Origin of the sequence: Deinococcus aerius (genome assembly GCF_002897375.1) — a bacterium.
GTDB lineage: Bacteria > Deinococcota > Deinococci > Deinococcales > Deinococcaceae > Deinococcus > Deinococcus aerius.
Window position 1 is genome coordinate 170,848 of sequence record NZ_BFAG01000004.1, and the last position, 26,401, is coordinate 197,248.

The window sequence follows — 26,401 nt, forward strand, 5'->3', positions numbered from 1 at the left end:
CTGAACGATAAAAACCCCTCCCCCTTGAGGGGGGAGGCTGGGAGGGGGTGAACGGGGACGCCCTGCGGCGCGGCGGATAGACGAGGCAGGGCATCTTGCCAGTATCGGCGCTGCTCCGTCGCCCCCTCACCCCGGCCCTCTCCCACGAGGGGAGAGGGAGAAAAACGCCGCCGCTTCTCCAAGCCCATCATGTCACTGCCCGAACCGATCAAAGCCCAAGATGCGGCGAACGGCGCCCCATTACGCCCACAGTAGAATGCGCCCATGACTGCCCCCTCTCCCGACACGCTGGTGCTGATCGACGGGCACGCGCTGGCGTTCCGCTCGTATTTCGCGCTGCCGCCGCTCAGCAACAGCAAGGGCGAGCCGACGCACGCGATCCTGGGCTTCCTGCGCCACACGCTGCGGCTGGCGCGGCAGGCGTCCAATCAGGTCATCGTGGTGTTCGACCCGCCGGGGGGGACCTTCCGGCACGAGCAGTACGACGGCTACAAGTCGGGCCGCGCGCAGACACCCAGCGACCTCCCCGCGCAGATCAACCGCATCCGCGACCTGGTGGACGCGCTGGGGTGGCCCCGGCTGGAGGAGCCCGGCTACGAGGCCGACGACGTGATCGGCACCGTCACCAAGATGGCCGAGGGCAAGGGCTTTCAGGTCCGCATCGTGACGAGCGACCGCGACGCCTACCAGCTTCTGGACGACCACGTGCGGGTGATCAGCAACGACTTCGCCCTGATCGGCCCGGACGAGGTGCAGGAGAAGTACGGCGTGACCGTGCGGCAGTGGGTGGACTACCGCGCGCTGACGGGCGACGCCAGCGACAACATCCCCGGCGCCAAGGGCATCGGGCCGAAGACGGCGGCCAAGCTGCTCCAGGAGTACGGCACGCTCGACGCCGTGCTGGAGGCCGCGCGGGCGGGCACGCTGGAACCCAAGGGCACCCGCGAGAAGCTGCTCGCCTCGGAGGCCGACGTGCTGTTCAGCCGCGACCTCTCGCGCATGGTGACCGACCTGCCGCTGAAGGTGGAGCTGGGTGCTCAGCGTGGCGCGGGCGACCCGGCCCGGCTGGAGGCGCTGCTCGACGAACTCGAACTCGCCTCGCTCAAGAAGGAAGTGCTGGGTCTGGGGAAGGGGGCACCCGCGCCCACCGGGGAGAACGCGCCCACATCCTCCCCCGACGCCTTCCAGGCCCCGCCCCTTGCCGAGTGGCGCACACCCGGCGAGGGGGTCACCTGGGGCTACGTCCTGTCGCGCGAGGACGACCTGACCGCCGACCTGATCGCGGCGGCGACCTTCGACGGGCAGGTGGCGCGGGTGGCGCCGGTCGAGGAACGGGCGGGGAGCGAGGCGGAGGCCGTTCCCGTCACCGCGCCCGACAGCCCCCTGTTCACCGATCTGGCGGACGAATCCCCCAAAAAGCTCTCCAAGGCCGAGCAGAAAGCCGCCGAAAAGGCCGCGAAGGCGCAGCAGAAGGAGGCCCAGCGCCGGGCGGCCCAGTTCCCCCCGGTCGTGAGCGAGGCCGAGTTCATCGGGCAGCGGACGCTGACGGCGGCGGGGGCGAAGGCGCTCGCCGCCCACCTCAGCGTGCGCGGCACGGTGGTCGAGCCGGGTGAGGACCCCCTCCTCGTCGCCTACCTGCTGGACCCGGCGAACACGAACATGCCGACCACCACCCAGCGGTATCTGAACCTGACCTGGCCGGATGACGCCGCCACCCGCGCCGCGATCACCTACCGCCTGCTGCGCGACCTGCCGCCCCAGCTCGACGAGCCCCGCCGCAGGCTGTACGAGGACGTGGAGAAGCCGCTCTCGGCAGTCCTGGCGCGCATGGAGGTGCGCGGGGTGCGGCTCGACAGCGACTACATCCGGGGCCTGTCGGGCGCGATGGCGGGCCGCATCGCCGAATTGGAGGCGGAGATTCACCGCCTGGCGGGGCGTGAGTTCCCCATCCGCAGCCGCGATCAGCTTGAGGCCGTGCTGTACGACGACCTCGGCCTGGCGAGCGGCAAGAAGACGAAGCTGACGGGCAAGAGGAGCACCGCCGTTTCCGCCCTGGAACCGCTGCGCGACGAGCACCCCATCATCCCGGCGATCCTGGAATACCGCGAGCTGGAGAAGCTGCGGGGCACGTACCTCGACCCGCTGCCCAACCTCGTCAACCCGCGCACCGGGCGACTCCACACCACCTTCAGCCAGACGACCGCCGCCACCGGGCGCCTGAGCAGCCTCAACCCCAACCTCCAGAACATCCCCATCCGCTCGGAGACGGGCCGCGAGATCCGCAAGGGCTTCATCGCGGACGAGGGCTACTGCCTGATCAGCGCCGACTACTCTCAGATCGAGTTGCGGCTGCTGGCGCACATCGCCGACGATCCGCTGATGCGCCAGGCCTTCCAGGAGGGCGTGGACATCCACCGCCGCACCGCCGCGCAGGTGCTCGGGCTCAACGAGGCGACGATCACCCCCAACCAGCGCCGCGCGGCGAAGACGGTCAACTTCGGCGTGCTGTACGGGATGAGCACCCACCGCCTGAGCAACGACCTGGGCATCTCGTACGTGGAGGCGGCGGGTTTTATCGACACGTACTTCAGCACCTACCCCGGCATCCGGCGCTATATCGAGCACACGCTGGAATTCGGGCGGGAACACGGCTACGTCGAGACGCTGTATGGCCGCCGCCGCTACGTCCCCGAGCTGAAGGCCTCCAACCGCAACATCCGCGAGGCGGGCGAGCGGCTGGCGTACAACATGCCCATCCAGGGCACCGCCGCCGACATCATCAAGGTGGCGATGGTGCGTCTGGACGCGGAACTGGAGGCGCGGGGCGCGAGGCTCCTGCTGCAAGTCCACGACGAACTCCTCATCGAGGCGCCGGAGGACCGGGCGGAGGACATCGCCTCTTTCACCCGCGAGGTGATGGAGGGCGCGGCGGAGCTGAGCGTGCCGCTGGCGGTGGAGGTCGGGGTCGGGCCGAACTGGTACGACACGAAGTAAGTCTGAGTTACCCTCCGGCATGGCGATTCGGGCGGTGTTCTGGGATATCGGCGGCGTGCTCCTCACGAACGGCTGGGACCGCGAGCAGCGGGCGGACGTGGTGGCGCGCTTCGGGCTGGACGCTTCAGACTTCGGCGAGCGGCACAAGCTGGCCGTGCCCGAACTCGAACGCGGGCGCATGAGCCTCGCCGAGTACCTGGAGCAGACAATTTTCCACGCGCCCCGCCCCTTCACCCCGGACGACTTCCGCGCCGCGATGGAGGCCGAGAGCCAACCGCACGCCGAAGCACTCGCCCTGGCCCGCGAGCTGGGCGAACGTCACCGCATGTACGCCCTGAACAACGAGGGCCGCGACCTGAACGAGTACCGCATCCGCACCTACGGGCTGGGCACCTTCCTCCTGGGCTTTTTCACCTCCTGCTACCTGGGGGTGATGAAGCCCAACCCGGCGATGTACCGCCTGGCCCTGAGCCTCGCCCACGTCCAGCCCGGCGAGGCCGTGATGGTGGACGACCGCACGCAGAACGTCGAGGCTGCCCGCTCGGTGGGGATGCACGCTGTCCGGTATAAGGATGCTGCACAGCTCCGGGCGGAACTCGCGGCGTTGGGGGTGGAGTAGGGGTCAGGGGAGTGGGGCGCCCTGGACCTCGCCCCGGAAGGTGTTGAGGATGAGCGTCCTGCCGTCCGGGGCAAGGACGGCGAATGCTCCTGGCGTGTCGAAGGTCTTCAGCAAGCTCCCGGTCTTGGTGTCGTACAGCAGGGACGCCGGGACGTTCTGCGGGGTGCGGGCGATGTTCAGCAGCACGCGGCTTCCGTCGGCGCTGAAGCTCACGGCACGCACGCCCCTGGCGCAGAGCCTCGCCTGGAGGCCCGGCGGGCAGGGCTCGGTATAGGTGGGAATTGCTCCCGGGCCCAATCCCCAGCTCAGGCCCCAGTCGCCCTGACCCAGCCGGTCCAGCCCCAGCTCCAAAAAGCCGACACTGAACCCCTGCTTGACCAGCAGGCGGCCGTCCGGCGCGAACTGGAAGGGGCGGACAGTCCCCTTCAATCCGGGCACGGTCAGCACCTTCTGGCCCGTGTCCGTGTTCCAGAGGGTTACGCTGCCCGCCTCCGACCACGTCTCGTTCACGGCGAGCAGGGGCCGCGACGGGTGGAAGGTCAGGCTGCGGGGTTGCGAGTGCAGCAGCAGGGTGGCGCGGCGCTCGCCCTTCCGCACGTCCCAGAGTTGGACGTAGCCGAAAACGTTCATGGCCGCCAGGGTTCGCCCGTCGGGACTGAACGTGAGCGCTTGAGTGCCGCTCAAACCCGGCGAACTGCTCGTCCAACGTTTCTGCGGCATGCGAACGGTGAGGGTGTCGGCCGCCTTGTTCAGCCAGGCGAAGGTCTGCAAGTCGGGCGCGAAGGAGAGCCTTCCCAGGTCATTTCCGGCCTCGGGAAACACGATGAGGCCCTCTCTTTCCCCGGTCCTGGGGCGACGGCGCTCCAGTTGTGGTGCGTCCCCGCTCCCCGGGTAAAACGGGCGCGTGATCACCTCGCCCTTCTCGGTGAAGCCCAGGAATGAGACGTTCTTCAGGGTCCACGCGGGCTGTACGGGGACAGCGCCAGCGATGGCAGCAAAAACCAACGGGAGCAGCGCGGCGGTCAGTCGCAAAGGGGGCACGCCTCAGCCTCTCCTCTGCCACCGCTCGGGGCGTGAGACCCTGCTGACGGCACGTTCAGCCTGCGACTTCAGACCTTGACAAATTCCTGCACGCCCAGCACGAACATCACCGCGCCGCCGACCGCGACCTCCACCGGATCGTTCGCCATCCCCTCGCCCTGCTCGCCCATGGGGACGCTCGGGGTCACCAGGCGGGTGCGGGTGCGGCAGGTCTGCTGGACGTGGCGCTTGAGGTCCGCCAGGCGCTCGTCGGGCACGCCGATCATCAGGGTGGTGTTGCCCTCGCGCAGGAAGCCGCCCGTGCTCGCCAGCTTGGTGACCTCGAAGGCGTTTTCCGACAGCACCCGCACCAGGGCGGCGGCGTCGGCATCCTGAATCACGGCGAGAACCAGCTTCATGAAGCGCAGCATAACAGAGGGGGCGTCAGCGGCAGTTCAAGACCCCCGCCTGCCATGAAAAAAGGCCTCCGCCGTGGGAGGCCTGGGGATGTGGGGAGGTTACGCGACCTGCTTCTTCTTGCCGCTCGTGACGGGCGCCTGCTCCTGGCCGAGCGCCTGCGTCTCCTTGAGGCGGAAGATCACCAGGCTGCCCACGAAGGTGCAGGTGATCATGCCGTGCGCGTTGAGCAGCGACAGGGCCTTCATCACGTCCTCGCGGGTCATACGGAGCTGCTCGCTCATGTACAGGGCGCTGTCGGCGCGGCCCTCCAGGTAGTCGCGCACCCGCTTGGCGTCCTCGGTGAGGGGCGTGGCGGGCACGTCGGCCAGGCCGGGGTCGGCGAGGCCGTACACGGCGCGGGTGCCGGTGCCGGGCAGGCGGCGCACCCGGCCCTGGTCGAGCAGGCTGGCAAGCGCGGCGCGCAGGTGTGACAGCGCCAGGCCGGTCGTCTTGGCAAGTTCGGTCTCGACCCATTCGGGCTTGCTTTCCAGCGCCCTGAGCACCAGCTTCTCGTTGGCGCGGCGCGTCTCTTGCAGGTCTTCAAGGGTGGGGGGGTTAAACATGCGCTATCCTCCGGGAAACCAGAGCGGGCGGGAAGGCCGCCCCAGTGTGAACGTGGATCGTGAACTCGGTTCAAGTGCGCCCTGGAGCGCAACTTTCCTATTGTGACAGGTTCCCATGCGGTTTGCATGAGCAGTGTGGCAACAGGTCGAACGGGGGCGCGGACCGGGGAAAGGCGGGCAAGTCAGCCGACCGCCCAAAAGGTGGCACATGGTAAACGGTCCAGGGGGCGGAGACCGTAAATCAAACTGCCTTTGGAACGCTTGCCCAACGGCCCATGTGCGTTTGGCCGATTGGATGAGCCGGACCCTGTACTCCGGTTGATCTTAGCTGGGATGGTTACCGCCGGCATTGCCGTCTGTCGGGGGTTGTCAACCTTCCTTGACACACCGCGGCGGGGTTCCTATCCTTGCTGTCAAGGAGGCTTGACATGACGCTGACGAGACGGCCGTTCTGCCCTCTTGCCCCTCCCCCTCATCGGGGCCAGTTGTGAACGGGCGACCCCTCAGCCGGGACCAGCGGGTGGGACGCGTCCTGCTCGGGTTTGGGCTGGGTGGAGGAGGCCTCAGCCTGCTGGGCGCGCTGCTTGCGGGGCTGGGTCGGCAGCGGGGGCTGGAGCCCCTGGCTTCAGCGGGAACGCTGCTGCTGGCCGCCCTGCCCCTCTTGTTCGCTGGCATGATGGTGCTGGCCGTGCGGCGCATGGACGAGTACGGGCGGCAGTTGCAGACCCGTGCGGCGGGCGTCGCCTTTCTGGCCGTGATGGTGCTGTCGGCCAGCCTGATCGCGTTGGAGCCCGCCCTGCATTTCAGGACGCCCTCCTGGGTGATCTACGTGACCGGCATGCTGGTGTGGGGTCTGAGTGCGGCGGTGATCGCCCGGCGGGACCCGTGAACTCAGGAGACCTTTTGGTGGCTGACCGCGTACCTGCTTCGCCGGGGAGCATCCCCCGGCAGACCAGGCCGGGACGGGTGGGATGAACAACCGCATCCGGGCACTGCGGGTGGGGCGCGGCTGGACGCAGGCCGACCTCGCCGCGCTGCTCGACGTGAGCCGCCAGACGGTGAACGCCCTGGAAACCGGCAAATACGACCCCAGCCTGCCCCTGGCGTTCCGCATCGCGCGGCTATTCGGGCAGACCATCGAGGACATCTTCGACGATGGGGAAGGGAAAGACGGACGTGCTTGACATTCGGAACCTGGGCAAGACCTACGGCAAACACGCCGCGCTGCGGGACGTGACCCTGAGCGCCGAGGGGGGCGAGGTGTTTGGCCTGCTGGGTCCCAACGGCGCGGGGAAAACCACCCTGCTGCGGATTCTCGCCACGCTGCTCCAGCCCACGGCGGGCACGGCAGCCGTGGCGGGCCACGACGTGACGCGCGAGCCCGAGGCGGTGCGGCGGATCATCGGCGTGGTGAACGGCGGCATGGGCCTCCCCGCACGGCTGACGGGGCGGGAGGTGCTGCGGTCCTTCGCGGGCTTCTACGGGCTGACGCGGGGGCAGGCGGACAGGCGCATCGCCGAACTCGACGCCGCGCTCGACCTGGGGCGCACCCTGGATACCCGCGCGGGCGAGTATTCCACCGGCATGAAGCAGAAGGTGGTCATCGCCCGCGCCGTCATCCACGACCCGCACGTCCTCATCCTCGACGAGGCGGCGAGCGGCCTGGACATCTTCGCGCGGCGCACCCTGCTCGACTTCGTGGCGGCGGCGCGGCGCCCGGGGCGGCTCACCCTCTACTCCACCCACGTGATGAGCGAGGCCGAGGAGGTCTGCGACCGGGTGGCGATCCTGCACGAGGGGGCGCTGGTGACGGTGGGCACCATCCCCGACATCCTGGCGCGGACGGGGGAGCGGAACCTGGAGCGCGCCTTTTTCGCCCTCGTCCGCGGCACGGAGGCCCGGCGTGCGGTCTGAGGGGCTGCGCCCGGGCTACGTCTGGCGGGTGGCCTCGCGCGACCTGCTCTCCACCCTGCGCGACCGCCGCACGATCACGAGCACCATCCTGATCCCGCTGCTGCTGATCCCGCTGTTCACCCTGGGGCTGCCGCTGCTGCTGGGCCGCTTTATCGGCGGGCAGGCGCAGGAGCGGCAGAAGGTGGGCGTGGTGGGCACCCTGCCGGGGTCGCTGCGGGCGGCCCTGACCCGCGACGAGAAGACGCCGGGCGGGGCGGTGACGCGGGCCGGGGTGGACCTCGTGCCCGTGACCGACCCCCGCGCCGCCGTGCAGTCGGGCGAGGTGGAGGCGGCCCTGCGCGCCCCCGACCCCCTGCCCGCCCGCGCGGGTGACGGCACGGGCAAGCTGGAGGTGTACGCCAAGCTGGGCAACCTGCGCGCCCAGACCGGGGCCTTCGCCAAGGTGGAGTCCACCGTGGAGGCGTACAACCGCCAGCTCGCCGTGGAGCGCCTGGGCACACTGGGCCTGAGCGCCCAAACCCTCACGCCGGTCACCCTCTCCCCCATCGACGCCAGCCCCGAGCAGGAGCGGCGCAGCGGGCAGCTCGCCTTCCTGATCCCCCTCCTGATGCTGAACTTCATCCTGACGGGCGCGATGGCAACCGCCCTCGACGCCACGGCGGGCGAGAAGGAACGCGGCACTCTGGAGAGCCTCCTCGTCTCGCCCGTCCGCCGCTCGGAGGTCGTGGCCGGGAAACTCCTCGCCACCACCGTGACGGCCCTCACGACCGCCTGCTTCAGCGTGCTGGGCTTCCTGCTCAGCGGGGTGGTCGCGCGGGCGGCGGTGACCCAGGGCGAGACGCCCGCCGAGGTCGCCCAGGCGTTCGGGGGGCAGCTCTCCCTCACGGCCGGGAGTGCCCTCGCGCTGCTCGCCACGGTGGTCAGCGCTGCCCTCCTGATCAGCGCCGTCCTGATCGCCCTGAGCATCTATGCCCGCTCGTACAAGGAGGCGCAGACCTACGTGACGCCGCTGAGCCTCCTGATCGTCTTTCCCGCCGTGCTGCTGCAATTCAGCGACTTCCTGACCCTGAGCGGCGGCATCTACGCTATCCCCCTCTTCGGCAGCATGGTCGCCATCCTCGACACGGTCCGCGGCAACCTGAGCGCCGGGCACGCGCTGACCGCCATAGGAGCCAACCTGCTCGGGGCACTCCTCGTCGGGCTGCTCGCCCGGCGCTCCTTCGGGCGGGAGGAGGTCATCTTCAGGAACTAGCGCAGGACATCTTGGAAGGAGACGTGGGTTGAGGAGGAGTTTTCCGCTCCTCTTTAGGAATGTGTCAGGGTCAGGCGCTTTAGGGCAAGCTGGCGCTCGCCACCCCTCTCCCGCAAGGGGAGAGGGGGCAACACCGCCAGAGCTTCTGCTTTCAGAACCGTCTATAGTAGACGGCCCATTCCTGCCAGTGGCTCGCCCTCGCACCGCCTTGCTCGCGCAGCGAGACGGTGGGCCCGCGACTCGGAACACAACAAGATCAAACCTTGCGCGGAGAAGGACACGGCCACGGGTGAACTGGCCGGGCCCTTTGCCGAGCGCAGCGGAAAACTCCCCCCTCCACCTGGAGGAGAGACACGTCAGCGAGCCGGGCGTCAACACGCGGGCCACCCCGCGCGGCGGAGACGTGGCCCCCGGTGGGGGCAGGGGGGTGGGGGCCAACCGGAGCAAGTTGCCCTGCCCCTCAAGACATATTCGGCGCCAACCCCATCCAGCAGCGAAAACAGGCGAGGGCGGGCCTCCCGCCGTGGAAGGCCCGCCCCCCCTTCACGCCGTCAACCCTGACGTGCGGGATTGTTGGGATCGAGGGGATTCACGGAACTCCCCGTGGCCGAGTTGCCCGAGGTGGAGGCGGCGGAAGTCGCCCCTGGCTGGCCGGCCAGATCACCCTGCCCCTCCAGGGCCGCGACCCCGGTTTCATGCGGGCGAACCGAGAGGGGGTCGATGCTGACCTCCTCCTTGCTGACGCTGTCGAGCAGAATGTCGAGTACGTCACCCGCACGGGCCGCGTCGATGGCCTTGTGGGTGATGATTTCACCCACGTTCAGGATGATGGTGTCGTCGGGCGCGAGGATCACGCGGGTGACGGGGCGGCCCAGCGCGTCGCGGATGCGCTTTTCCTGCATCTGCTCCTGCCGCTCCTCCAGGGCCTGCCCGGCCTCCTCGCGCTTGTCGCCCAGCCAGGCCTTGGCACGCTCCAGCAGGTTGCTCGCGCCCTCGCTGACGCTGGCGACGCCACCGGAGAGGGCCGCACCCGCGCCCGCCGTGGGGGAAGTTCCGCCCACGGTGGCGGCGATGAGCGCCCCCTCGACCCCGAGCTGCCGCGCCCGCTCGGCGATGGCGGGGGTAACGATCTGGCCCTGCGCGGCGACGAGGCCGCCGGTGGGGGCGCGCACGTCCGTCCGCACCCGGCGGCCGATGGTGGATTCCACGGTGAGGGGAGCGGGCTGGGTGGGCTGAAGGCGCTCGCGCAGGCCCTGCACCCCCTCCTGAATCGCCCCGCCACCCGCCGCCGCGACCAGGGCGGGCAGCACCCCGGCCTCCTGGGCGCGCTCGGCCTGGAACTCGGTGATCACGCTCCCCTGGTGGACGATGACCTCCTGCACCCCGTCCGCGAGGTTGGCGACCACGTCGGTCGAGGCCGTCTTGCCCACCACGAACTGCTTTTGCTGCTCGGCGCTGGCACTGCGGACGTTCTCGACGCCGCTCTGCACCCGCTCCTTCACGGTGCCGTACGTCTCGGACAGCACGCCGCCCGTCACGCTGGTCAGCAGGGCGGAGAGCTTGCCCGCCTGGTCGGCCCGCTCAGTCTGCTCGGCGGTGATGGTCTCGCCCTGGTGAACGAGGACGGTGCCGTCGTCGAGGGTCACGTCACTGCCCGCCGCCTTGCCGACCAGGAATTCCTTCTGGCGCTCCTTGGTGGCCTCGGCGATGTTGCCGTAGCTCTGCTTGACGTTCTCGGCGGCGGTCTGGTACGCGCTGCTCAGGCTCTCGCCCGCGCTGCTGAGCGCCCCCTTCAGGCCGCCCGGCTCCTGCTCCTGCATCGCCGCCGCCACCGAGATGGGCACGATGGCCGCGTCGTGGCCGATCTGCACGTTTTCGGGCGCGGGCACGAAGGTCCGCCCGCTGCTCAGGTCGCTGAAGATCCCGCCGGTCGCCTCGTAGCCCTCGACGCGGCCGGTGTGTTCGTCGAAGAACACGTCGGCGATCTTGCCCAGGTTCTGGCCGTCGGTCGTGAGCAGCGTCATGCCGCTCAGGCTGACGTTGGATTCCAGCACGTCGGCCAGCCGCCCGTCCTCGCGGGTGGAGGTCACCGAGTCGGCGCTGTCCACCATGATGGCGTCCTCGCCGATGGAGCGGATCGCCCCGAAGGGCACCACCTTGGCGGCGCGGAACCAGCCGCCCTCGTCCACGAGCAGGCCCAGCACCTCGTTGGCCTGGTGGTCAAACACCACGTCGCGCGTCGTCTCTATCCTCTCCCCGCTGTCGATGGCGATGATGGGGCGGCCCAGCAATTCCTTGGCTTTGATCATGGGGGTACTCCGTTCTGAAAGGGGTTCTCGGGTCGTCCCGTGTCCAGGCGGGGCTCAGAAGCCGAGATTCAAGATCCCCTGGGGCTTGAGGTACAGGAAGTAGGCGAGCAAAAACAGCACCACCAGAATCACGATGATCCACAGGACGGTTCGTGCGCCGCCCCCCCGCCACCTTGCAGTCGAGCCATCAGTCAGTCCTCCGTTTCTGAGTCTAGGAACCCTTCCGGCAAGTGTGAGGTTTTCGCCCTCACCCCGGGTTGACTGAACCTTGCGGCGACCTTAAGGCAGCCCCGCGCCCTAGACTCCGGGCGTGATCCGCTCCCGCCACCTGCACCCCGGCCCCCCGCGCGGCCCCCGGGAAGCCCGCCTCGGCGGAGTGCCGCTCACCGTTCTCGTCGGCGTGACCGGCGTGGGCAAGAGTACGGCGCTGGCCGCCCTGCGCGGGGCCGACCCCGCCGCCCGGGTGCTGCCCGACCGCCGCCAGATCACGGACGACGTGATGATCCTGCCCCTGGCGGGGAGAGCCGTCACCGACCGCGCCGAACGCTTCGCCCTGACGGCCCGCTACCGCCAGCTTCACCCCGGCGGGATGGCCCACGCGCTGGGCACCCTGAGCGCCGACCTGGACCACTGGGGCGGCCACCTGATCTTCGACGGGCTGCGCGGCCTGGAGGAGGTGGAGTACGCCGCCGCGACCTTCCCCGCGTGGCGCTTCGTGGCCCTGAACGCCCCCGACGGGGTGCGGGTGCGCCGCCTGCTGGGCCGGGCCGACGGGTTCGACCGCCTGGCGGGAGGAGACGGTTCGGACCTGCGGGCGGAGCTGGGCCGTCTCCCTGGGGTGGGGGAGGTATTCACCCCCGCCGAACTGGACGCGCTGGCGGCGCTGGCAGCGGAGGGATACGACCCGGCGGACGTGCTGGCCAAGACGGCCATCGTGGTCACCGAACGCCAGCATTACGACCCGGACGCGGCGAGCGCCTTTCTGCGAACGCTGCCGCCCCGGCGCGCCCTCGTCCTCGACACGGTGGCGCTGGGTCCGGGGCAGGTGGCCGCCGCCATCCGGGCGTGGGCATGAGCGCGCTCAGGGTCGCCCGGGTGGAGGGGCTTCCCTTTCGCCTGCCGCTGCGGGGCACCCTGGCCTGGGGCGCCCACAGCACGCTCAGCGCCGCCGAACACGTCCTCGTGCGGGTGACGCTGGACGACGGCACGGTCGGCGTCGCGGAGGCCACCCCCCGGCCCACGATCTACGGCGAGACGCCGGGCAGCGTGGTCGCGATCCTGCGCCATCTCGAACCCGCCCTGCTGGGTGTGGACATCACGGACGAGGCAGGGCTCAACCGGGTGCGGAACAGCGTGGCGAACAACCACACGGCGCGGGGGGCGCTCGACATGGCGCTGCACGACGCCCGGGCGCGGGCGCGGGGGCTCACGCTCTGGGACACGCTGCTGGGGCCGAATCCGCGTGTGCGCGTCAGCTTCATCCTGGGAATCGACGCCCCCGCCGCCATGCTCGCCGAGGCCGAGCGGGTGGTGGGGGCGGGCGTCCGCTGCCTGAAGGTGAAGGTGGGCCGCAACCACGCCCGCGACCTCGCCCTGATCCGCGACCTGCGAGGCGCCTTCGGGGACGGGGTTCAGCTCTACGCCGACAGCAACGAGACGCTCACGCCTGGCCTGGCCCCTGCGGCCCTCGCCGCCATGCGGGACGCCGGGCTGACCTACGTGGAGGAGCCTCTTCCCGTGCGCGACCTGAGGGCGCGGGCCGAGCTGCACGCCCGGGGCCTCCTGCCCATCGTCGCCGACGACTCCTGCTTCACGCCCGCCGACCTGGCGCGCGAACTCGACTTTGACACCTTCGATATCCTGAACGTGAAGACGGCCCGCAACGGGTTCACCGACGGTCTGGCGATGCTGCGCGCCGCCGCCGCGCGCGGCAAGCGCGGCATGGTCGGCTCGCAGGCCAGCACGGGGCTGGGCACCCTGCACGCCGCGCTGCTGTCCACCCAGGCCGGGGTGACCGAGCCCTGCGAACTCAGCTTCGTCCTCAAGCTCGAGGAGGACTTGCTCGACCGGCCCATCACCTTCCGGGACGGCTGGCTGGACGTGCCCTCTCTAAGGCACCACGTCCTCAACCCACACCAACTGGAGCGCCACCTCGTGTAAGGATTGTGTCAGGAAATCTTGTGCCTGAGCGGGGAACAGCACATTTACGCCGCCGGGATTTCCGTGAAAATGAGATATGAGCCAAGAAATGCTCAATGCGCTGGCCCTCCCCCTCCTCTTCAGCATGCTGGGCGGCACCTATGCCTACCTGCGTTTTCCCGAGCGCCGCTCCAAGGTGCTGCTCACGCTGATCCTGTTCCAGCTTGTCGGCGCCTACGGCCACGCCACGCAGCCCGGCATGGCCCTGTTCAGCCTGCTCGTGTTGCATAGCCTGGTGGTGTTCGCGCTGCTGCTGCACGGCCTGCGCACACCCCGCCTGGAACTCGCGCCCGAGCGCACGGACCGGGAGAACTAGGGCGCTTTGACAGCGGAAGGCGGGGAGACAGACGCGACCTGTCCCCCCGCTTTTTTTGGCTCCTCAGCGTGTCGCGGCGCGCACGGCGGCCTCCGCGTCGAGCAGGGGAAGCCCTTCTTCCGGGAAGTTGGGGCTCTGGACCCGGCGCACGCTCTCCAGCAGGCGTTTGCGGGTCTCCGCCGCGCTGAGGCCCGGGTTGGCCGCGCGCATCAGGGCGGCGACGCCGCTGACCAGGGGGGCCGCCTCGCTGGTGCCCGCGGTGAGCTGATAGCCGCCCCCGGCATCCAGCACGATGAGCGCCGTGGGACCGGTCGGCGCTCCCCCACCCGGCGCCACGATGTCCAGGGGGCGCGGGCGATCAGCGTTCGGCCGGGCGCTGTAAGAGGCCAGCTCACTGTCCTTGGCCCCTACGGCACCCACCGCGATCACGTTCGGATTGCTGGCCGGGTAAAACACGCCTTTGTCCGGTTCGTTACCCGCCGCCGCCACCAGCACCGCACTCTTCGCCGCGCTGTTCAGCGCGTCGTCCAGCGCCTTGTCCCCGAGGTCTCCCGGTGCACCCAGACTCATGTTGATGACCTTGGCCCCCTGCTCGACGGCGTAATTCAGCCCCTTCGTCAGGGCCGCCGTCGTGATATCGCCGGTGTTGAACACCTTCACGGGCAGAATCGTCCTGCCGCTCCACGTCACGCCCGCAAGGCCGATCCCGTTGTTCGTCGCCGCTCCCAGCAGCCCCGCGACCCCGGTGCCGTGCCCGTCCTCGTCGTCGGTTCCCGTTCCTGCGGCGAACGACGCCCCGGGAAGCAGGCGCCCTTGCAGGTCCGGGTGCCCACTGTCCACCCCGCTGTCGAGTACCGCCGTCACCGCCCCCACCGGCGTCTTCCCGCAGGCCGTCAGGAAGGTCCAGGCGCCGTCCGCGTTGATGCGGGGCAGGTAATCCTGAACATGCGTCATGTTGTCGCTGCTGACCCTGATCCCCCCATTGCCCGGGTAGCCCGGGTCGTTGGGCACGGCGAGCGGCTGGTAGATGAAGTTGGGCTGCACCCGCAACCCCGCCGCTGTGAGCCGCGCCGCGAACGCCCGGTCGGTCTCGCCCGCCGGGGTAAAGGCCAGCTTCAGGCCCTGGATGACCGCCTGTGTCCGTACCGTGGAGAGGGCGTTCAGCGCCTGGGCAGAGAATCCTCCCGCCTCGGTCACCAGCACCTGCCCGGGCACATGGGGCGCGGACCAGTTGGGGGCACGCACGCTCGTCTGGATCACGCCCTGAGCCTGGACGGTCTTCGGAAGGTCCTGCCCGCTCACCGTCTGCGGACAGACCGGCGAGATGCCGACATTCACGCTCACTTTCGGGGAGGTCGCGCTGTTGCCCGCCGCATCGGTGGCGACGGCGGTGTAGCTGCGCGTGCCGTTGTCGGCCGAGGTCACCCTGTCTGTGGCGATGTATGGCGCCTCCGTATCGCTGCCGATCCGGGTCGTGCCGCGGTAGAAGTCCACCTGCGTCACGCCGACGTTGTCGCTGGCCGTCGCGGTCAGGGTGATGGTTCCCGCAGCGGTCACGGTGGTCGGACTGGCCGTCAGCGCCACGCTGGGCGCGATCGTATCCCCGATGATCGTTCCCCCGTCGGGCCCGCAGGCGGCCAGGAGGACGGTGAGCGCGAGCGTCAGCACAGGCAGAGCCAGGCGAAAGGTCATGCCCCAGCTTAGAGGAGCGAACTGAAGCGGGTCTGAAGATTCACGGGAACTTCGGCTCACTCAGCGGGGGAAGGCGGGGCGGGGCGGGTGCGTACCATAGGGGCATGACCGAATCCGTCCTGCGAAAAATCAGCGAGGAGGAGTACCTGCGGACCGAAGAGCTGAGCCCGATTCGGCGGGAATACGTGGACGGTTTCGTCTACGCTCACGCCGGGGCGAGCCTGCCCCACAACCGCATCTCCTCCAACATCGGGCGGGTGCTGCTCAACGCCACGCGCGGCGGGCCCTGCTGGTCCTACGCCAATGACATGAAAGTGCGCGTGAACCGCCTTGGGCAACTTCGCTACTACTATCCCGATCTCGTCGTGGTCTGCGAGCCGCACGAGGACCTGAAGCAGGCTGAAACTCGCCCCTGCCTCATCGTGGAAATTCTGAGCGAGTCCACCCGGCAGGTGGACATGACCTACAAGGCACACGATTACCTGAGCCTGCCCAGTCTGCAAGGCTACCTGCTCGTGGACAGCGAGGAGCGGGCCGCCGAACTCTACCGCCGAACCCCGAATGGGTGGCAGGTCGAGACGGTGGAGGACGGGGTGCGGCTGCCGTGCCTGGACGTGGAGTTGAGGATGGACGAGGTGTATGAGGGGGCGAGGCTGTAACGGGACGCCTCGCGCGCGTGGGGTCGTCCCGGACGATGGACCCTCAAGGCACAGAGAAGGGGCAGGTCCGTGGATGGGCCTGCCCCTCCCCCTGACACTTTCGGCTTACGCCTGCGCGCCCGCCTCCTGCCTGCCCCGCTCCAGAATCCCGCGCAGCACGGTCTGGAGGATGCCGCCGTTCTTGTAGTAGTCGATCTCGACCGGCGTGTCGATGCGGCACTGCACGGTGATGTCGCGGCTCTGCCCGTCCTTCGTCACGCGCAGAGTCACGTCCTGGCGGGGCTTCAGGTCGGGGGGCAGGATCAGGTCGAAAACCTCGTCCCCGTTGATCCCCAGCGAGTCGGCGTTCTCGCCGTTCTTGAACTGGAGGGGCAGCACGCCCATGCCGACGAGGTTGGAGCGGTGGATGCGCTCGAAGCTCTCGGCGATTACGGCCTTCACCCCCAGCAGGAAGGTGCCCTTGGCCGCCCAGTCGCGGCTGGAGCCCATGCCGTAGTCCTTGCCCGCGAAGACGAGGAGCGGGATGTTCTGCGCCTTGTAGTTCTGAGAGGCGTCGAAGATCGTCGTCACCTGCCCGGTCGTGAAGTCGGTGGTGAAGCCGCCCTCGGTGCCGGGGGCGAGCTGGTTCTTGAGGCGGATGTTGGCGAAGGTGCCGCGCGTCATGATGCGGTCGTTGCCGCGCCGCGAGCCGTAGGAGTTGAAGTCCTTGGGCTGGATGCCGCGCTCCAGCAGGTACTTGCCCGCCGGGGTGTCGGCCTTGAACGAGCCTGCCGGGCTGATGTGGTCGGTCGTCACCGAGTCGCCGACCTTCACGAGCACGCGGGCGCCCTCGATGGAGGACACCGTCTCGCTCGGCCCGCTCCCCAGGTTCTCGAAGAAGGGCGGGTTCTGGATGTAGGTCGAGTCGGGGTTCCAGTTGTAGAGCGCACCCTCGGAAACGGGGATGGCGTTCCACTGCTCGTTGCTCTTCTCGATGCCGTCGTAGACCCGCTTGAACATCTCGGCGTTGATCGCCTGGTCCATGATCTGCTGGATCTCGGCGTTGCTCGGCCACAGGTCGCGCAGGTACACGGGCTGCCCGTCGCTGCCGGTGGCGATGGGGTCATTCACAATGTCGTTCACGACCGTCCCGGCCAGCGCGTAGGCCACGACCAGGGGCGGCGAGGCGAGGTAGTTCGCGCGGATGTGGGGGTTCACGCGGCCCTCGAAGTTGCGGTTGCCGGACAGGACGGAAGCCACCACGAGGTCGCCCTCCTGGATCGCCTGCACGACGGGCTCGGGCAGCGGGCCGGAGTTGCCGATGCAGGTCATGCAGCCGTAGCCGACGGTGTTGAAGCCGATCTGGTCGAGGTACTCCTGAAGCCCGGCGTTCTCCAGGTACTCGGTGACAACCTTGGAGCCGGGGGCGAGGGAGGTCTTCACCCACGCCTTGGGCTTCAGGCCGCGCTCCACCGCCTTCTTGGCGACCAGGCCCGCCGCGATGAGCACGCTGGGGTTGCTCGTGTTCGTGCAGGAGGTGATGGAGGCGAGCGTCACCGCGCCGTGCCCGATCTTGATATCCGTGCCGCCGATGGTGCCCTGTGCGTCCAGTTGCTCGGGCTTCAGCTCGAAGCCGCGCTGCTTGATGGGAGCGGTGAGCGCCTCCTTGAACACGGTGTGCATGTCCGCGAGGTTCACCCGGTCCTGGGGCCGCTTGGGTCCGGCGAGGGAGGGTACGATGGTCGAGAGGTCGAGTTCGATGGTGTCGGTGAAGACCGGGTCGGGCGTCTCGTCGGTGCGGAACATGCCCTGGGCCTTGTAGTACGCCTCCACGAGTTCGATCTCGTCCTCCAGGCGGCCCGTGCGGCGCAGGTAGCGCAGCGCCTCGTCGTCCACCGGGAAGAAGCCCATCGTCGCGCCGTACTCGGGGGCCATGTTGGCGATGGTCGCGCGGTCCGGGAGGGTCATGTTGCTCAGGCCCGCCCCGTAGAACTCGACGAACTTGCCCACCACGCCCTTCTCGCGCAGCATCTGGGTGATGCGCAGGGCGAGGTCGGTGGCGGTCGCGCCCTCGGGCATCGCGCCCGTGATCTTGAAGCCGATTACCTCGGGCATCAGCATGTAGATGGGCTGGCCCAGCATGACCGCCTCGGCCTCGATGCCGCCCACGCCCCAGCCCACGATGCCCAGGCCGTTGATCATCGTGGTGTGGCTGTCGGTGCCCACCAGCGAGTCGGGGTACACGACCACGCCGTCATCCTCGGGGCGGCTCTGCACGCCCTTGGCGAGGTATTCCAGGTTGACCTGGTGGATGATGCCGCTGGCGGGCGGCACGACGCCGAAGTTGTCGAAGGCCTGCTGGCCCCAGCGCAGGAACTCGTAGCGCTCGCGGTTGCGCTCGAACTCCAGGGCCATGTTGTTGGCGAGGGCGAACTCGGTGCCGAACTCGTCCACCTGAACCGAGTGGTCGATCACCAGGTCCACCGGGATCAGCGGGTTGATCTTCTTGGGATCGCCGCCCAGGGCCACCATCGCGCTCCGCATCGCGGCGAGGTCCACCACGGCGGGCACGCCCGTGAAGTCCTGGAGGATCACGCGGGCGGGCTTGAAGGGAATCTCGATCTCCTCGTTGACCGGCTTCCAGCCCGCCACGGCGGCCACGTCCTCGCGGCGCACGTCGTAGTCGTTCGCCTCGCGCAGCACGCTCTCCAGCAGTACCTTGACGGAAAAGGGCAGCCGGGAGATGTCGTGCCCCTGCTCCTGGAGCTTACTCAGGTTGTAGTAGTACAGGGTCTGTCCAGCCTTGGTGGTGAGCACGTCGCGCGCACCGAACAGGTTCATCGCCATTGTGGGGCTCCTCCTTGCCCATACGGGCGGGGTTGATGCCCCCATGATAAGCTCCGCCGCGCCCGGCGCACCCCGTCCCTGTCACAGAAACACTGTTACCACTTTGGGGACTACAGATGGGAGTGCTCCTGAGTCCGTAATTCGCCCCTGCTGGGGAAGGCGTCACAGGAGGCGGGGAAAGCGTTCAAGCCCCTCCCCCGCCCTTTTCGGGTACGCTGGTCCTGAACCAGCCGTTCACCCCAGCCCGACGCGCCGCCCGGCGCAGAGAGGAGCCGACATGAGCGCAGGCGACCCCCCCCGAGGAACCGGCCCCCAGGACAACGTGCCGCAGGAGCAGGTGCAGACGAACCCCAACTGGGACACGGGCGGCGAGAAGACGCCCAGTCAGGACCAGGAGAACCGCTACTGGGATCAGGTGGACGACGAGAACCGCGAGGCGGGAGAAGACACGCCCACGACGGCCCTCCCGGACGCCCCGGAGCCCAGCGCGGTGGGCCAGCACGACCGCAACCCCAGCACCTATGGGGGAATGGAACACGGGCAGCCCGCCAGCGGGGCCACGACCGATCCCGGGGCGACGGTGGACGCCGACGAGAAGATGTGAGCGCGGCGGCAGGGGCGGGAGGACGCCACGTTCCCCCGCCCCTGTCCCTGAACTTCAATCGTTCACAAACTCGATCAGCACGTGTTCGGCGCTGAAGCCCGGACCCATCGCGCTCAGCAGGCCGCGCCCCAGGGGCTGGTCCCGCAGCACCTCTTCCAGCACGAACAGCACGGTCACGCTGCTCATGTTGCCGTGGGCGGACAGGACGCGGCGGCTGGCGTCCAATGCCCCTTCCGGCAGGCCCAGCGCCTCCTCGTAGGCGGTGAGCACCTTGACGCCGCCGGGATGGACCACGAAGGCGCGCACGTCGTCCCGCGACCAGCCGCGCGAGGCGAGGGCCTGGGCGACGTTCTCCTGCATCATCGAGCGCACCAGGGTGGGGATATCGCGGGAGAAGCGCACCTTGAGGCCACTGTCGATCACGTCCCAGCCCATGATGTCCTCGGAGTCCTCGATCAGGGTGGAGTAGCCGCCGTGCAGGGCGAGGAGGGGCGGGGGGCCGGGCACGTCGGGCGCGGTGACGACGAGCGCCGCCCCGCCGTCCGAGAAGAGGGCCGTGCCCACGAAGTTGCTCTTGGACTCGTCGCCCTTGATGAGCGTGAGGCTGCAAAACTCGACGGCGACGTACAGGACCCGCTGATACCCCGCCCGCACGAGGTCCGCCGCCCGCGCGAGCCCCGCCGCACCGCCCGCGCACCCCAGGCCCCACACCGGCAGCCGGGCCGCGTGGCGATTCAGGCCCAGCGTCTCGATCAGGTAGGCGTCGAGGCTGGGGGCGCTGATCCCGCTCGTGTTCACGACCACGACGGCGTCGATATCGCCCGGCGCGAGTTCCGCGCGCTCCAGCGCCTCGCGGGCCAGCCGTTCACCCAGCGCGCGGGCCTCCTGCACGAAGACGGCGTTCTTCTCGCCGAAGCCCCGCTCGTGCGTGTACCACTCCAGCGGGCGCGAGAGGGAGCGGGTTTCGATCTGGGCGTTGTCGAACACGCCGAGCATCCCGGCGCGGGCCGCCATGCGGGGGAAGGCCTGCCGGGCCGCCTCGCGCACCTCGGCCTGCGGGATGCGGTGGGGCGGGTTCCCGGTGACGAGGGAACGCACGACGGGAGCAGGGAACATGCGGCATTCTCTCGTGTGCCCCGCCGCCCACCGTGGGTTCTCCCACCGTGGACCTGACGCGCTCTTCACGTTCGGGAGGGCCAAGAAAGAGTGAAGGCCGCGTTGCTCCCACGCCCTCCCCCGGCGGGTTGCACCGGCTCACTCTGATTCCAGAACAGCCGGAAAAGCACCGGCTGTTCTTTCATGGCCGCAGGCTCGGGGGCGGCCCCTCGCCTTTCTTGCAGAACACGAGGGAGGCCGACCCGCTCATCGTCCACCGCCGCCAGCCGGGATTCTCTGCCCCTCGCTCCACTCGGGTTCGTCTGCGGCCCACCACCATTTCGTACTACAGCCGCTCCAGCGTCTCCCGGGTGCGCTCGCCCCGCACGTCGCCCGTGTTGAGGGTCGAGGCGGGCTCGAACAGCACGGCCCAGACCTCCTCGGTCTCGGCGACGGGCAGATGCTCCACCCCGCGCGGGACGACCTGGAACTCGCCCTCTTGCAGCAGCACGTCCCGGTCCCGGAAGCGCAGGCGGAGGGTGCCCCGAATCACCCAGAACAGTTCGTCCTCATGCTCGTGGTGGTGCCAGACGAACTCGCCGCGCAGCCGGGCGACCTTGACCTGCTGGCCGTTGAGTTCGGCGACGATCCGGGGGTTCCAGGCGTCGTCAAAGAGGGCGAACTTCGCGGCGACGTTCACGGGCTCGGGGACGGTCAGTCCCTCCCGGCCTGCTTGCGGGTCCATTCGTCCCTCCCCACCTCGTCGAGCGCGCGGAAGTCCTCGTCTTCGAGGGTGAGGCCCGCGGCGGCCACGTTCTCCTCCAGGTGCCGCACCTTGCCCGTGCCGGGGATGGGCAGCATGACCGGGCTGCGCCGCAGCACCCAGGCGAGCGCGACCTGCGAGGGGGTGGCGTTCAGCCGCCGGGCGACCTCGCCCAGGACGCTGCCCTCGCGGGCCAGGCCCCCCGCCGCGAGCGGATACCAGGGGATAAAGCCGATGCCCTCGCGCCCGCAGTGGTCCAGCACGTCCTCCGACTTGCGGTTGACGAGGTTGTAGAGGTTCTGGACCGTGGCGACCGGGAACACCCGGCGGGCGGCCTCGATCTCCTCGACGTTCACCTCGCTCAGCCCGGCGAGGCGGATCACGCCCTCGTCCATCAGCTCGCGGATCGCGCCGAACTGCTCGTCGCGGGGCACCTTGGGGTCGATGCGGTGCAGTTGCCACAGGTCGATGCGCTCGACCCCCAGGCGGCGGCGGGAGATGTAGGCCTGCTGCTTGAGGTACTCGGGGCGGCCCACCGGAATCCACACGTTCGGGCCGGTGCGGGTCAGCCCGCCCTTGGTGGCGATCACGACGGTATCAAAGGGGTGCAGCGCCTCGCGGATGAGTTCCTCGCTGACGGCCGGGCCGTAGGAGTCGGCGGTGTCGATGAAGTTGACGCCGAGTTCCGGCAGCCTGCGCAGGGTCGCCAGCGCCTCCTGGCGGTCGGCGGGGTCGCCCCAGATCCCCTCGCCGGTGACCCGCATCGCCCCGAAGCCCAGGCGGTTCACGGTCAGCTCCCCGCCGATGCGGAAGGTGCCGCTCTGCGCGGCATTGGGCGTGGTGGTGTTCGTCATGTCCTCTCCTCCACCCGGCATTCTGAGGGGCGAGGTGTGAGGAAAGGGTGGGGAGGCAGCATCAGGACCGTGTCTCCCCCCGCCCGTCAAAAACGTTCGCCCGAACGGGGCAGGTCCCAGATGGGCCCCCGGAAGCCGAAACGTTCGAAGATCTCCCGCGCCTCCTCGGTGGTCCACTTGTGCCAGTCCTCGTCCAGGTGTCGCCCGTACCACACCCGCGCGAAGTCGTACACCCGCTGGATGGGCTGGGCATCGCCGCGGGGCAGCGCGTGGCGCTCAGACCAAGCGTCAATCTCCGGTTCGTTTCCGAAGAGCAGCATGGTCGTGCAGGTGAAGATGACGTTGTCCCATGCCCGGGCCATCGGGATGGGAAAGTGAACCCAGAGGTTCTCCCGCACGCGGTGGTCGTCCACATGAACGGTCACTGGCGGCCCTTCCGCCCCCAGGGTGGTCCGAATGGTCACGCCGTTCCCGCCCAGCAGGGCCGCCACCCCCAGGGAACACCACGCGCAGTTGCCCCACCACAGGCGGTCCCCCTGCGCGACCACGAAGGGCGTGGGGGCCGTGGAGAACGGGTGGATGACCCACACCTCAGGGACATGCGGGTGCAGGACGACGCCGTGATAGGCCTGAAGGTCCCGGAGGGCCCGGTTCATCACCTCCCGGTCCACGCCGAACTCCTCGGCGAGCCGGGCCCCCGAGGGGGCAAAGCCCCGGTCGACGAGATGGCGAAGAATGGCGTGATGAAGCCGGGCGTGGGTCGGCGCGGAGGCGATCATGTCCCACTGTGCCACAGCCCGGATGCCGCAAACGTCAGGCCCGCGTCCCCCGGGCCGAGGTCTCCCCAGCCTCTAGCCCTCTTCCTCCGGCACCTCGCAGGTCTCGCGGAAGACGAACTGCCCCATCCGCTTGCGGTGACGGCTGCTCCAGTCGATGGAGGGGCGTTTTTCCCCGGCGGGCAGGTAGCCCAGGCGGAACACGGCCATGAGTTCCAGGTCCTCCGGCACGCGCAGCAGCTCGCGGATCGCCTGCCACTGCCGGGGAATCTCCATCGGCGTGCTCACGAACTGGATGCCCATGCCCAGCGCCCCCACCGCGTTCCAGATATTCTCGACCGCCGCGCCCAGGCCGAACACGGAGTAAAAGCCGCTGAGTTCGCCCGGGCGGTACTCCGTCCTGTCGAGCAGCGCGGCCAGCAGCAGGGGGCTGCCCGCCACCAGCCGGCGGTTGTCCTCGCCGAGCTTTCTCGGCACGCCGAGCTGGCGCATGAGTTTCAGGCCCATGTCGGAAAAGACCTGGCGGGTGAAGGGCCGCAGCGGCCCCGGCAGGTGGTCGATGTGGATGCCGTCGCGCCGCTCCTCCATCTCGGCCTCCGAGAAGCGGAAGTAGCGGCGGTACCGCTCGAAGAACACGCCCGCCTCGATGAGTTCGGTCATGCTCTCGCCCGAGATGTCAGCGATCCTGGAGATCGTCGCGGGGTCCTCAATTAGCACGAAGCGCCACGGCTGGCTGTTGAAGTGGCTGGGGGCCGCCTGCGCCACCCGCATCAGGAGGTGCTGGTGCTCGCGGCTCACGGGGTCGGGGCGAAAGGGACCGTTCGTGGTGCGCCGGGCGAGCATGCCCTCGATCAGCCGAACCGGGGGCAGGCCAGCGTCGGGGCCGGGCGGGGGGACACCGGGCCGGGGGGCGGGCGGGGAGGTCATACCGACGGGCTCTGATTCCAGAACAGCCGGGAAAGCACCGGCTGTTCTTCCATCGCCGCCCGTCGGTCTGCTTTGCCACTCGCTCCGCTCGGGTTCGTCTTCGACTCACCGCAATTTCGTCTCATTGGCCCCAGGCTAGCGCGGCGGGGCGCGGCGGCTGTCCCGGCTCACCACGCGCCCCAGGCGCCCAGGCCAAACGCCGCCGCGCACGCGAGCGCCAGCCCCCAGTGGTTCGCCCGCCCCGGCCGGGTGCGCGGCATGAGCAGCAGCAGCCCCAGCGCGGGCAGCAGCGCCCAGCCCCGCGCCCCGGCCCGCAGGCTCAGGAAGGCCGCCACCCCCACCACGGCGCACACCGCGAAAAACAGCGCGTGGTGGGTGACGCGGGGAATGCCCCGCCGCCCGAGTTGCAGGCTCAGGCCCAGCGCGAGCAGCGCCGCGAGCAGCGCGGCGGCCAGCAGCAGGAGGGGGCGGTGCGGTTCCACGCCCGCCATGCTCGCACACCGCCCATCCTCCCGCCGGGACGTTCTCCCGGGCGGGGCGGCGTATCCTGCGGCCCATGCCCCGCCTGCCCGCCGCCCTCACGCTCGCCGCCCTGCTCTGCGCGGGGGCGACCGGGTGCGGCCCGAAGGAGCAGGTGGACCTGACGGCCCGGGTCCTCTTCACCGCCAACGGCAGCTACGACGCCCAGGCCGATATCCGCGACCGGATCGGCGGCGTGCTGCGGCGGGTCGCCTGGACCACCCGGCCCCCGCTGGACGCCCGCGCGGTCACCGTGCGCTTTGACGGCAACGCCCGCACCACGATCTGGGAGATGAGGATCGAGGCCCCCGGCTTCCGCGCGGCGGACCTCGCGGGTGAGGGGGCCCGGACGGTCAGGACGCCGGAGGGGGAGGCCATCCATCCGACCTCGGGCCGCCTCGCCGACGTGCTCATCCTCCCCACGCCGGGGGGCCTGCGCCTGCTCAGCCGCGGGTTCGTGGCCGAGCAGGAACCGGCGCTGTATTCCGCGTTCGAGCAGCGGTGAAGGAGAAGGGGGAGCAGAGGCACGCGCCCCCGCTCCCCCTGGCCGCGCTGCTCAGGCGAGCAGTTCGCCCTCGCCGAAGAACAGCGCCAGCTCGCGGGCCGCGCTCTCGGGCGAGTCGCTGCCGTGGGTCACGTTCTCGCCCGTCGTGGTGGCGAAGTCGGCGCGGATGGTGCCGGGCGCGGCGTTGGCCGGGTTGGTGGCCCCCATCATCGCGCGCCAGCCGGTGATGGCGTTCTCGCCCTCCAGCGCGATGGCGACGACCGGCCCGCCCGTGATGAAGTCCACGAGTTCCCCGAAAAAGGGCCGCTCGCGGTGCTCGGCGTAGTGGGTTTCCGCCACATCGCGGGGGATCAGCATCTGCTTGAGGCCCACGACGCGGTAGCCCTTGCGCTGGATGCGGGCGAGAATCTCGGGGGTCAGGCCGCGGCGCACGCCGTCGGGCTTGATCATGGCAAAGGTGCGTTCCATACCGCCCGCGAGGATAGCAGGGCCGGGGGCCCTCATAGCGGTGACCACATGACCTGAAGGGTTTCCCTTCAGGTCATGTGGGACGAGTGGAGCGAGTAACCGCAACAGACAGCGGTTGTAGTGGAGTTGAAGGGGGTGCTTTCCCCCCTTCAACGTAACGGAATACCGCTGTCAGGCGGGCCGCACCGGAATCTGAAGCTCAGTCACCTGCGCCTCCTCGTCGGCGCTGGACTGGAGATACACCTCCCGCACGGGGCCGTCGGGGGCAAACCCCTCCCGCGCCATCCAGGCGAGCAGGGCGGCGTAGGGCTCACCCAGCCGTTCATAGCTGCCCGTGTGGACGGTCGAGGCGACCCGCGCGGCGGGCAGCTCGGCGAGGTGAACCCGCCCGTCCGGGAGGCCGGACTCGGGCACGTCGCCCTCGAAGTCCCCGGCGACCTCCAGCTCGATCCGCTCCTCGCTCTGATAGCCCCCGCCGTGCCAGACGACCGCGCAGGGCTGAACGCCGCGCAGCCCGGTCACCTCGAAGGTGCGGCCGAGTTCCCCGAACAGCTCCCCCAGCGGGGCGGCGACGTGCCGGTAGTCGGGGGCGAATGTCCGGGCGGCCAGAACGGGGGAGGCCGGAAGGTCCTTGAGTTCGACCTGATACTGTTCCATACGTCGCTCCTGGCACAGCACCTCGTCGAGGCGCCGGATTTGCCCGTCGAGCGCGTCACGCTGGGCCAGCAGCTCGGCGCGGCGGCGGGCGAGGAGGGGGGTGGAGGGCAGCCCGTCCGGCACCCGCCCGATCTCGTCGAGCGTGAGGCCCAGGGCCTTGAGGGCGAGGATGCGCCTCAGGTCGGCGAGCTGCGCGGGCGCGTACAGGCGGTGCCCGCTCTCCGTCGTGAGGGCGGGCCTGAGGAGGCCGAGGTCGTCATAGTGGTGCAGCGTGCGGACGCTGACCCCGGCCATGCGGGCGAGTTCTCCGATCTTGAACATACCTTCCCCGCGCGGGGACCCTCATCCTGACGCCTCACGCCGCGTCAGGATCAAGGGGTCAACCCCGCCCCGACAGAACGAACCGGCCCC

General features: G+C 69.6%; 26 protein-coding genes. 12 read left to right on the forward strand and 14 right to left on the reverse strand.

Annotated elements, in window-relative coordinates; genetic code table 11:
- Nucleotides 1-264: 264 nt before the first annotated feature.
- Both polA and DAERI_RS07700 read left to right on the forward strand, forming a co-directional pair.
- Nucleotides 265-2,994: a DNA polymerase I gene (gene polA / locus DAERI_RS07695; protein WP_103128843.1), complete on the forward strand. Its 2,730-nt coding sequence runs from the start codon at nt 265-267 to the stop codon at nt 2,992-2,994.
- 19 nt (nt 2,995-3,013) lie between these two features.
- A complete protein-coding gene (locus tag DAERI_RS07700; protein WP_103128844.1) occupies nt 3,014-3,613 on the forward strand; it encodes an HAD family hydrolase in 600 nt (199 codons plus the stop codon).
- Nucleotides 3,614-3,616: 3 nt separating this feature from the next.
- On the opposite strand, the gene DAERI_RS07705 is transcribed toward DAERI_RS07700, so the two are convergent.
- The 3 genes from DAERI_RS07705 to DAERI_RS07715 all read right to left on the reverse strand — a co-directional run bounded on the left by DAERI_RS07705 (nt 3,617) and on the right by DAERI_RS07715 (nt 5,655).
- Entirely contained in the window at nt 3,617-4,654 is a 1,038-nt protein-coding gene (locus tag DAERI_RS07705; RefSeq protein ID WP_133161987.1) for a WD40 repeat domain-containing protein, read from the reverse strand.
- Nucleotides 4,655-4,722: 68 nt separating this feature from the next.
- Complete coding sequence (locus DAERI_RS07710; protein WP_103128929.1) at nt 4,723-5,052, reverse strand: cyclic-di-AMP receptor; 330 nt, start codon at nt 5,050-5,052, stop codon at nt 4,723-4,725.
- A 99-nt stretch (nt 5,053-5,151) separates the two neighbouring features.
- The gene (locus tag DAERI_RS07715) at nt 5,152-5,655 is read right to left on the reverse strand and encodes a transcription initiation factor IIE subunit alpha family protein (protein WP_103128846.1); all 504 of its coding nucleotides are present in this window, start codon (nt 5,653-5,655) and stop codon (nt 5,152-5,154) included.
- Nucleotides 5,656-6,142: 487 nt separating this feature from the next.
- Between DAERI_RS07715 and DAERI_RS07720 the strand changes: the two genes are divergently transcribed.
- The 4 genes from DAERI_RS07720 to DAERI_RS07735 all read left to right on the forward strand — a co-directional run bounded on the left by DAERI_RS07720 (nt 6,143) and on the right by DAERI_RS07735 (nt 8,821).
- A complete protein-coding gene (locus DAERI_RS07720; RefSeq protein ID WP_103128847.1) occupies nt 6,143-6,544 on the forward strand; it encodes a hypothetical protein in 402 nt (133 codons plus the stop codon).
- 82 nt (nt 6,545-6,626) lie between these two features.
- Complete coding sequence (locus tag DAERI_RS07725) at nt 6,627-6,839, forward strand: helix-turn-helix transcriptional regulator (protein ID WP_103128848.1); 213 nt, start codon at nt 6,627-6,629, stop codon at nt 6,837-6,839.
- On the forward strand, nt 6,832-7,569 hold the full coding sequence (locus DAERI_RS07730; RefSeq protein ID WP_103128849.1) for an ABC transporter ATP-binding protein: 738 nt from the start codon (nt 6,832-6,834) through the stop codon (nt 7,567-7,569). Before DAERI_RS07725 ends, DAERI_RS07730 begins: the two co-directional genes overlap by 8 nt.
- Nucleotides 7,559-8,821 carry an ABC transporter permease gene (locus DAERI_RS07735; protein ID WP_103128850.1) on the forward strand — a complete coding sequence of 421 codons (1,263 nt, stop codon included), beginning with the start codon at nt 7,559-7,561 and terminating at the stop codon, nt 8,819-8,821. The genes DAERI_RS07730 and DAERI_RS07735 overlap by 11 nt, the downstream gene beginning before the upstream one ends.
- A 551-nt stretch (nt 8,822-9,372) precedes the next feature.
- On the opposite strand, the gene DAERI_RS07740 is transcribed toward DAERI_RS07735, so the two are convergent.
- Entirely contained in the window at nt 9,373-11,130 is a 1,758-nt protein-coding gene (locus tag DAERI_RS07740) for a PRC-barrel domain-containing protein (RefSeq protein WP_235610296.1), read from the reverse strand.
- 310 nt (nt 11,131-11,440) lie between these two features.
- Between DAERI_RS07740 and DAERI_RS07745 the strand changes: the two genes are divergently transcribed.
- The 3 genes from DAERI_RS07745 (at nt 11,441) to DAERI_RS07755 (ending at nt 13,645) form a co-directional block, all read left to right on the forward strand.
- Nucleotides 11,441-12,205 (forward strand): DEAD/DEAH box helicase family protein, encoded by a 765-nt coding sequence (locus tag DAERI_RS07745; RefSeq protein WP_103128851.1) that lies wholly within the window; start codon nt 11,441-11,443, stop codon nt 12,203-12,205.
- Nucleotides 12,202-13,290 (forward strand): enolase C-terminal domain-like protein, encoded by a 1,089-nt coding sequence (locus tag DAERI_RS07750; protein ID WP_103128852.1) that lies wholly within the window; start codon nt 12,202-12,204, stop codon nt 13,288-13,290. The genes DAERI_RS07745 and DAERI_RS07750 overlap by 4 nt, the downstream gene beginning before the upstream one ends.
- A 76-nt stretch (nt 13,291-13,366) precedes the next feature.
- The gene (locus tag DAERI_RS07755) at nt 13,367-13,645 is read left to right on the forward strand and encodes a hypothetical protein (protein ID WP_165794123.1); all 279 of its coding nucleotides are present in this window, start codon (nt 13,367-13,369) and stop codon (nt 13,643-13,645) included.
- A gap of 63 nt (nt 13,646-13,708) precedes the next feature.
- Here DAERI_RS07755 and DAERI_RS07760 read toward each other — a convergent pair whose 3' ends face one another.
- A complete protein-coding gene (locus tag DAERI_RS07760; protein WP_235610297.1) occupies nt 13,709-15,337 on the reverse strand; it encodes a S8 family serine peptidase in 1,629 nt (542 codons plus the stop codon).
- A gap of 104 nt (nt 15,338-15,441) precedes the next feature.
- Between DAERI_RS07760 and DAERI_RS07765 the strand changes: the two genes are divergently transcribed.
- Nucleotides 15,442-15,996 carry a Uma2 family endonuclease gene (locus DAERI_RS07765; RefSeq protein WP_103128854.1) on the forward strand — a complete coding sequence of 185 codons (555 nt, stop codon included), beginning with the start codon at nt 15,442-15,444 and terminating at the stop codon, nt 15,994-15,996.
- A 105-nt stretch (nt 15,997-16,101) separates the two neighbouring features.
- Here the strand turns inward: DAERI_RS07765 and acnA are convergent, their stop codons facing one another.
- Complete coding sequence (gene acnA, locus DAERI_RS07770) at nt 16,102-18,822, reverse strand: aconitate hydratase AcnA (RefSeq protein ID WP_103128855.1); 2,721 nt, start codon at nt 18,820-18,822, stop codon at nt 16,102-16,104.
- A 277-nt stretch (nt 18,823-19,099) separates the two neighbouring features.
- Between acnA and DAERI_RS07775 the strand changes: the two genes are divergently transcribed.
- The gene (locus tag DAERI_RS07775) at nt 19,100-19,426 is read left to right on the forward strand and encodes a hypothetical protein (protein WP_103128856.1); all 327 of its coding nucleotides are present in this window, start codon (nt 19,100-19,102) and stop codon (nt 19,424-19,426) included.
- Between the two features lie 54 nt (nt 19,427-19,480).
- On the opposite strand, the gene DAERI_RS07780 is transcribed toward DAERI_RS07775, so the two are convergent.
- The 6 genes from DAERI_RS07780 to DAERI_RS07805 form a co-directional block, all read right to left on the reverse strand.
- On the reverse strand, nt 19,481-20,542 hold the full coding sequence (locus tag DAERI_RS07780) for a type III polyketide synthase (protein WP_103128857.1): 1,062 nt from the start codon (nt 20,540-20,542) through the stop codon (nt 19,481-19,483).
- 325 nt (nt 20,543-20,867) lie between these two features.
- A complete protein-coding gene (locus DAERI_RS07785; protein WP_103128858.1) occupies nt 20,868-21,266 on the reverse strand; it encodes a cupin domain-containing protein in 399 nt (132 codons plus the stop codon).
- Nucleotides 21,236-22,138 (reverse strand): aldo/keto reductase, encoded by a 903-nt coding sequence (locus DAERI_RS07790; protein WP_103128859.1) that lies wholly within the window; start codon nt 22,136-22,138, stop codon nt 21,236-21,238. The genes DAERI_RS07785 and DAERI_RS07790 overlap by 31 nt, the downstream gene beginning before the upstream one ends.
- 86 nt (nt 22,139-22,224) lie before the next feature.
- A complete protein-coding gene (gene merB / locus DAERI_RS07795) occupies nt 22,225-22,917 on the reverse strand; it encodes an organomercurial lyase (RefSeq protein ID WP_103128860.1) in 693 nt (230 codons plus the stop codon).
- 72 nt (nt 22,918-22,989) lie between these two features.
- Nucleotides 22,990-23,757, reverse strand: coding sequence for a nitroreductase family protein (locus tag DAERI_RS07800; RefSeq protein ID WP_103128931.1), 768 nt, complete (start codon nt 23,755-23,757; stop codon nt 22,990-22,992).
- A gap of 251 nt (nt 23,758-24,008) precedes the next feature.
- Nucleotides 24,009-24,332 carry a hypothetical protein gene (locus DAERI_RS07805; protein ID WP_103128861.1) on the reverse strand — a complete coding sequence of 108 codons (324 nt, stop codon included), beginning with the start codon at nt 24,330-24,332 and terminating at the stop codon, nt 24,009-24,011.
- Nucleotides 24,333-24,397: 65 nt separating this feature from the next.
- On the opposite strand from DAERI_RS07805, the gene DAERI_RS07810 reads away from it, so the two are divergent.
- Nucleotides 24,398-24,865 carry a hypothetical protein gene (locus tag DAERI_RS07810; protein WP_103128862.1) on the forward strand — a complete coding sequence of 156 codons (468 nt, stop codon included), beginning with the start codon at nt 24,398-24,400 and terminating at the stop codon, nt 24,863-24,865.
- A gap of 51 nt (nt 24,866-24,916) precedes the next feature.
- Here the strand turns inward: DAERI_RS07810 and ndk are convergent, their stop codons facing one another.
- Together ndk and DAERI_RS07820 are read right to left on the reverse strand one after the other, a co-directional pair.
- Complete coding sequence (ndk, locus tag DAERI_RS07815; RefSeq protein ID WP_103128863.1) at nt 24,917-25,333, reverse strand: nucleoside-diphosphate kinase; 417 nt, start codon at nt 25,331-25,333, stop codon at nt 24,917-24,919.
- A gap of 171 nt (nt 25,334-25,504) precedes the next feature.
- Nucleotides 25,505-26,311, reverse strand: coding sequence for a MerR family transcriptional regulator (locus tag DAERI_RS07820; RefSeq protein ID WP_103128864.1), 807 nt, complete (start codon nt 26,309-26,311; stop codon nt 25,505-25,507).
- Nucleotides 26,312-26,401 lie beyond the last annotated feature (90 nt).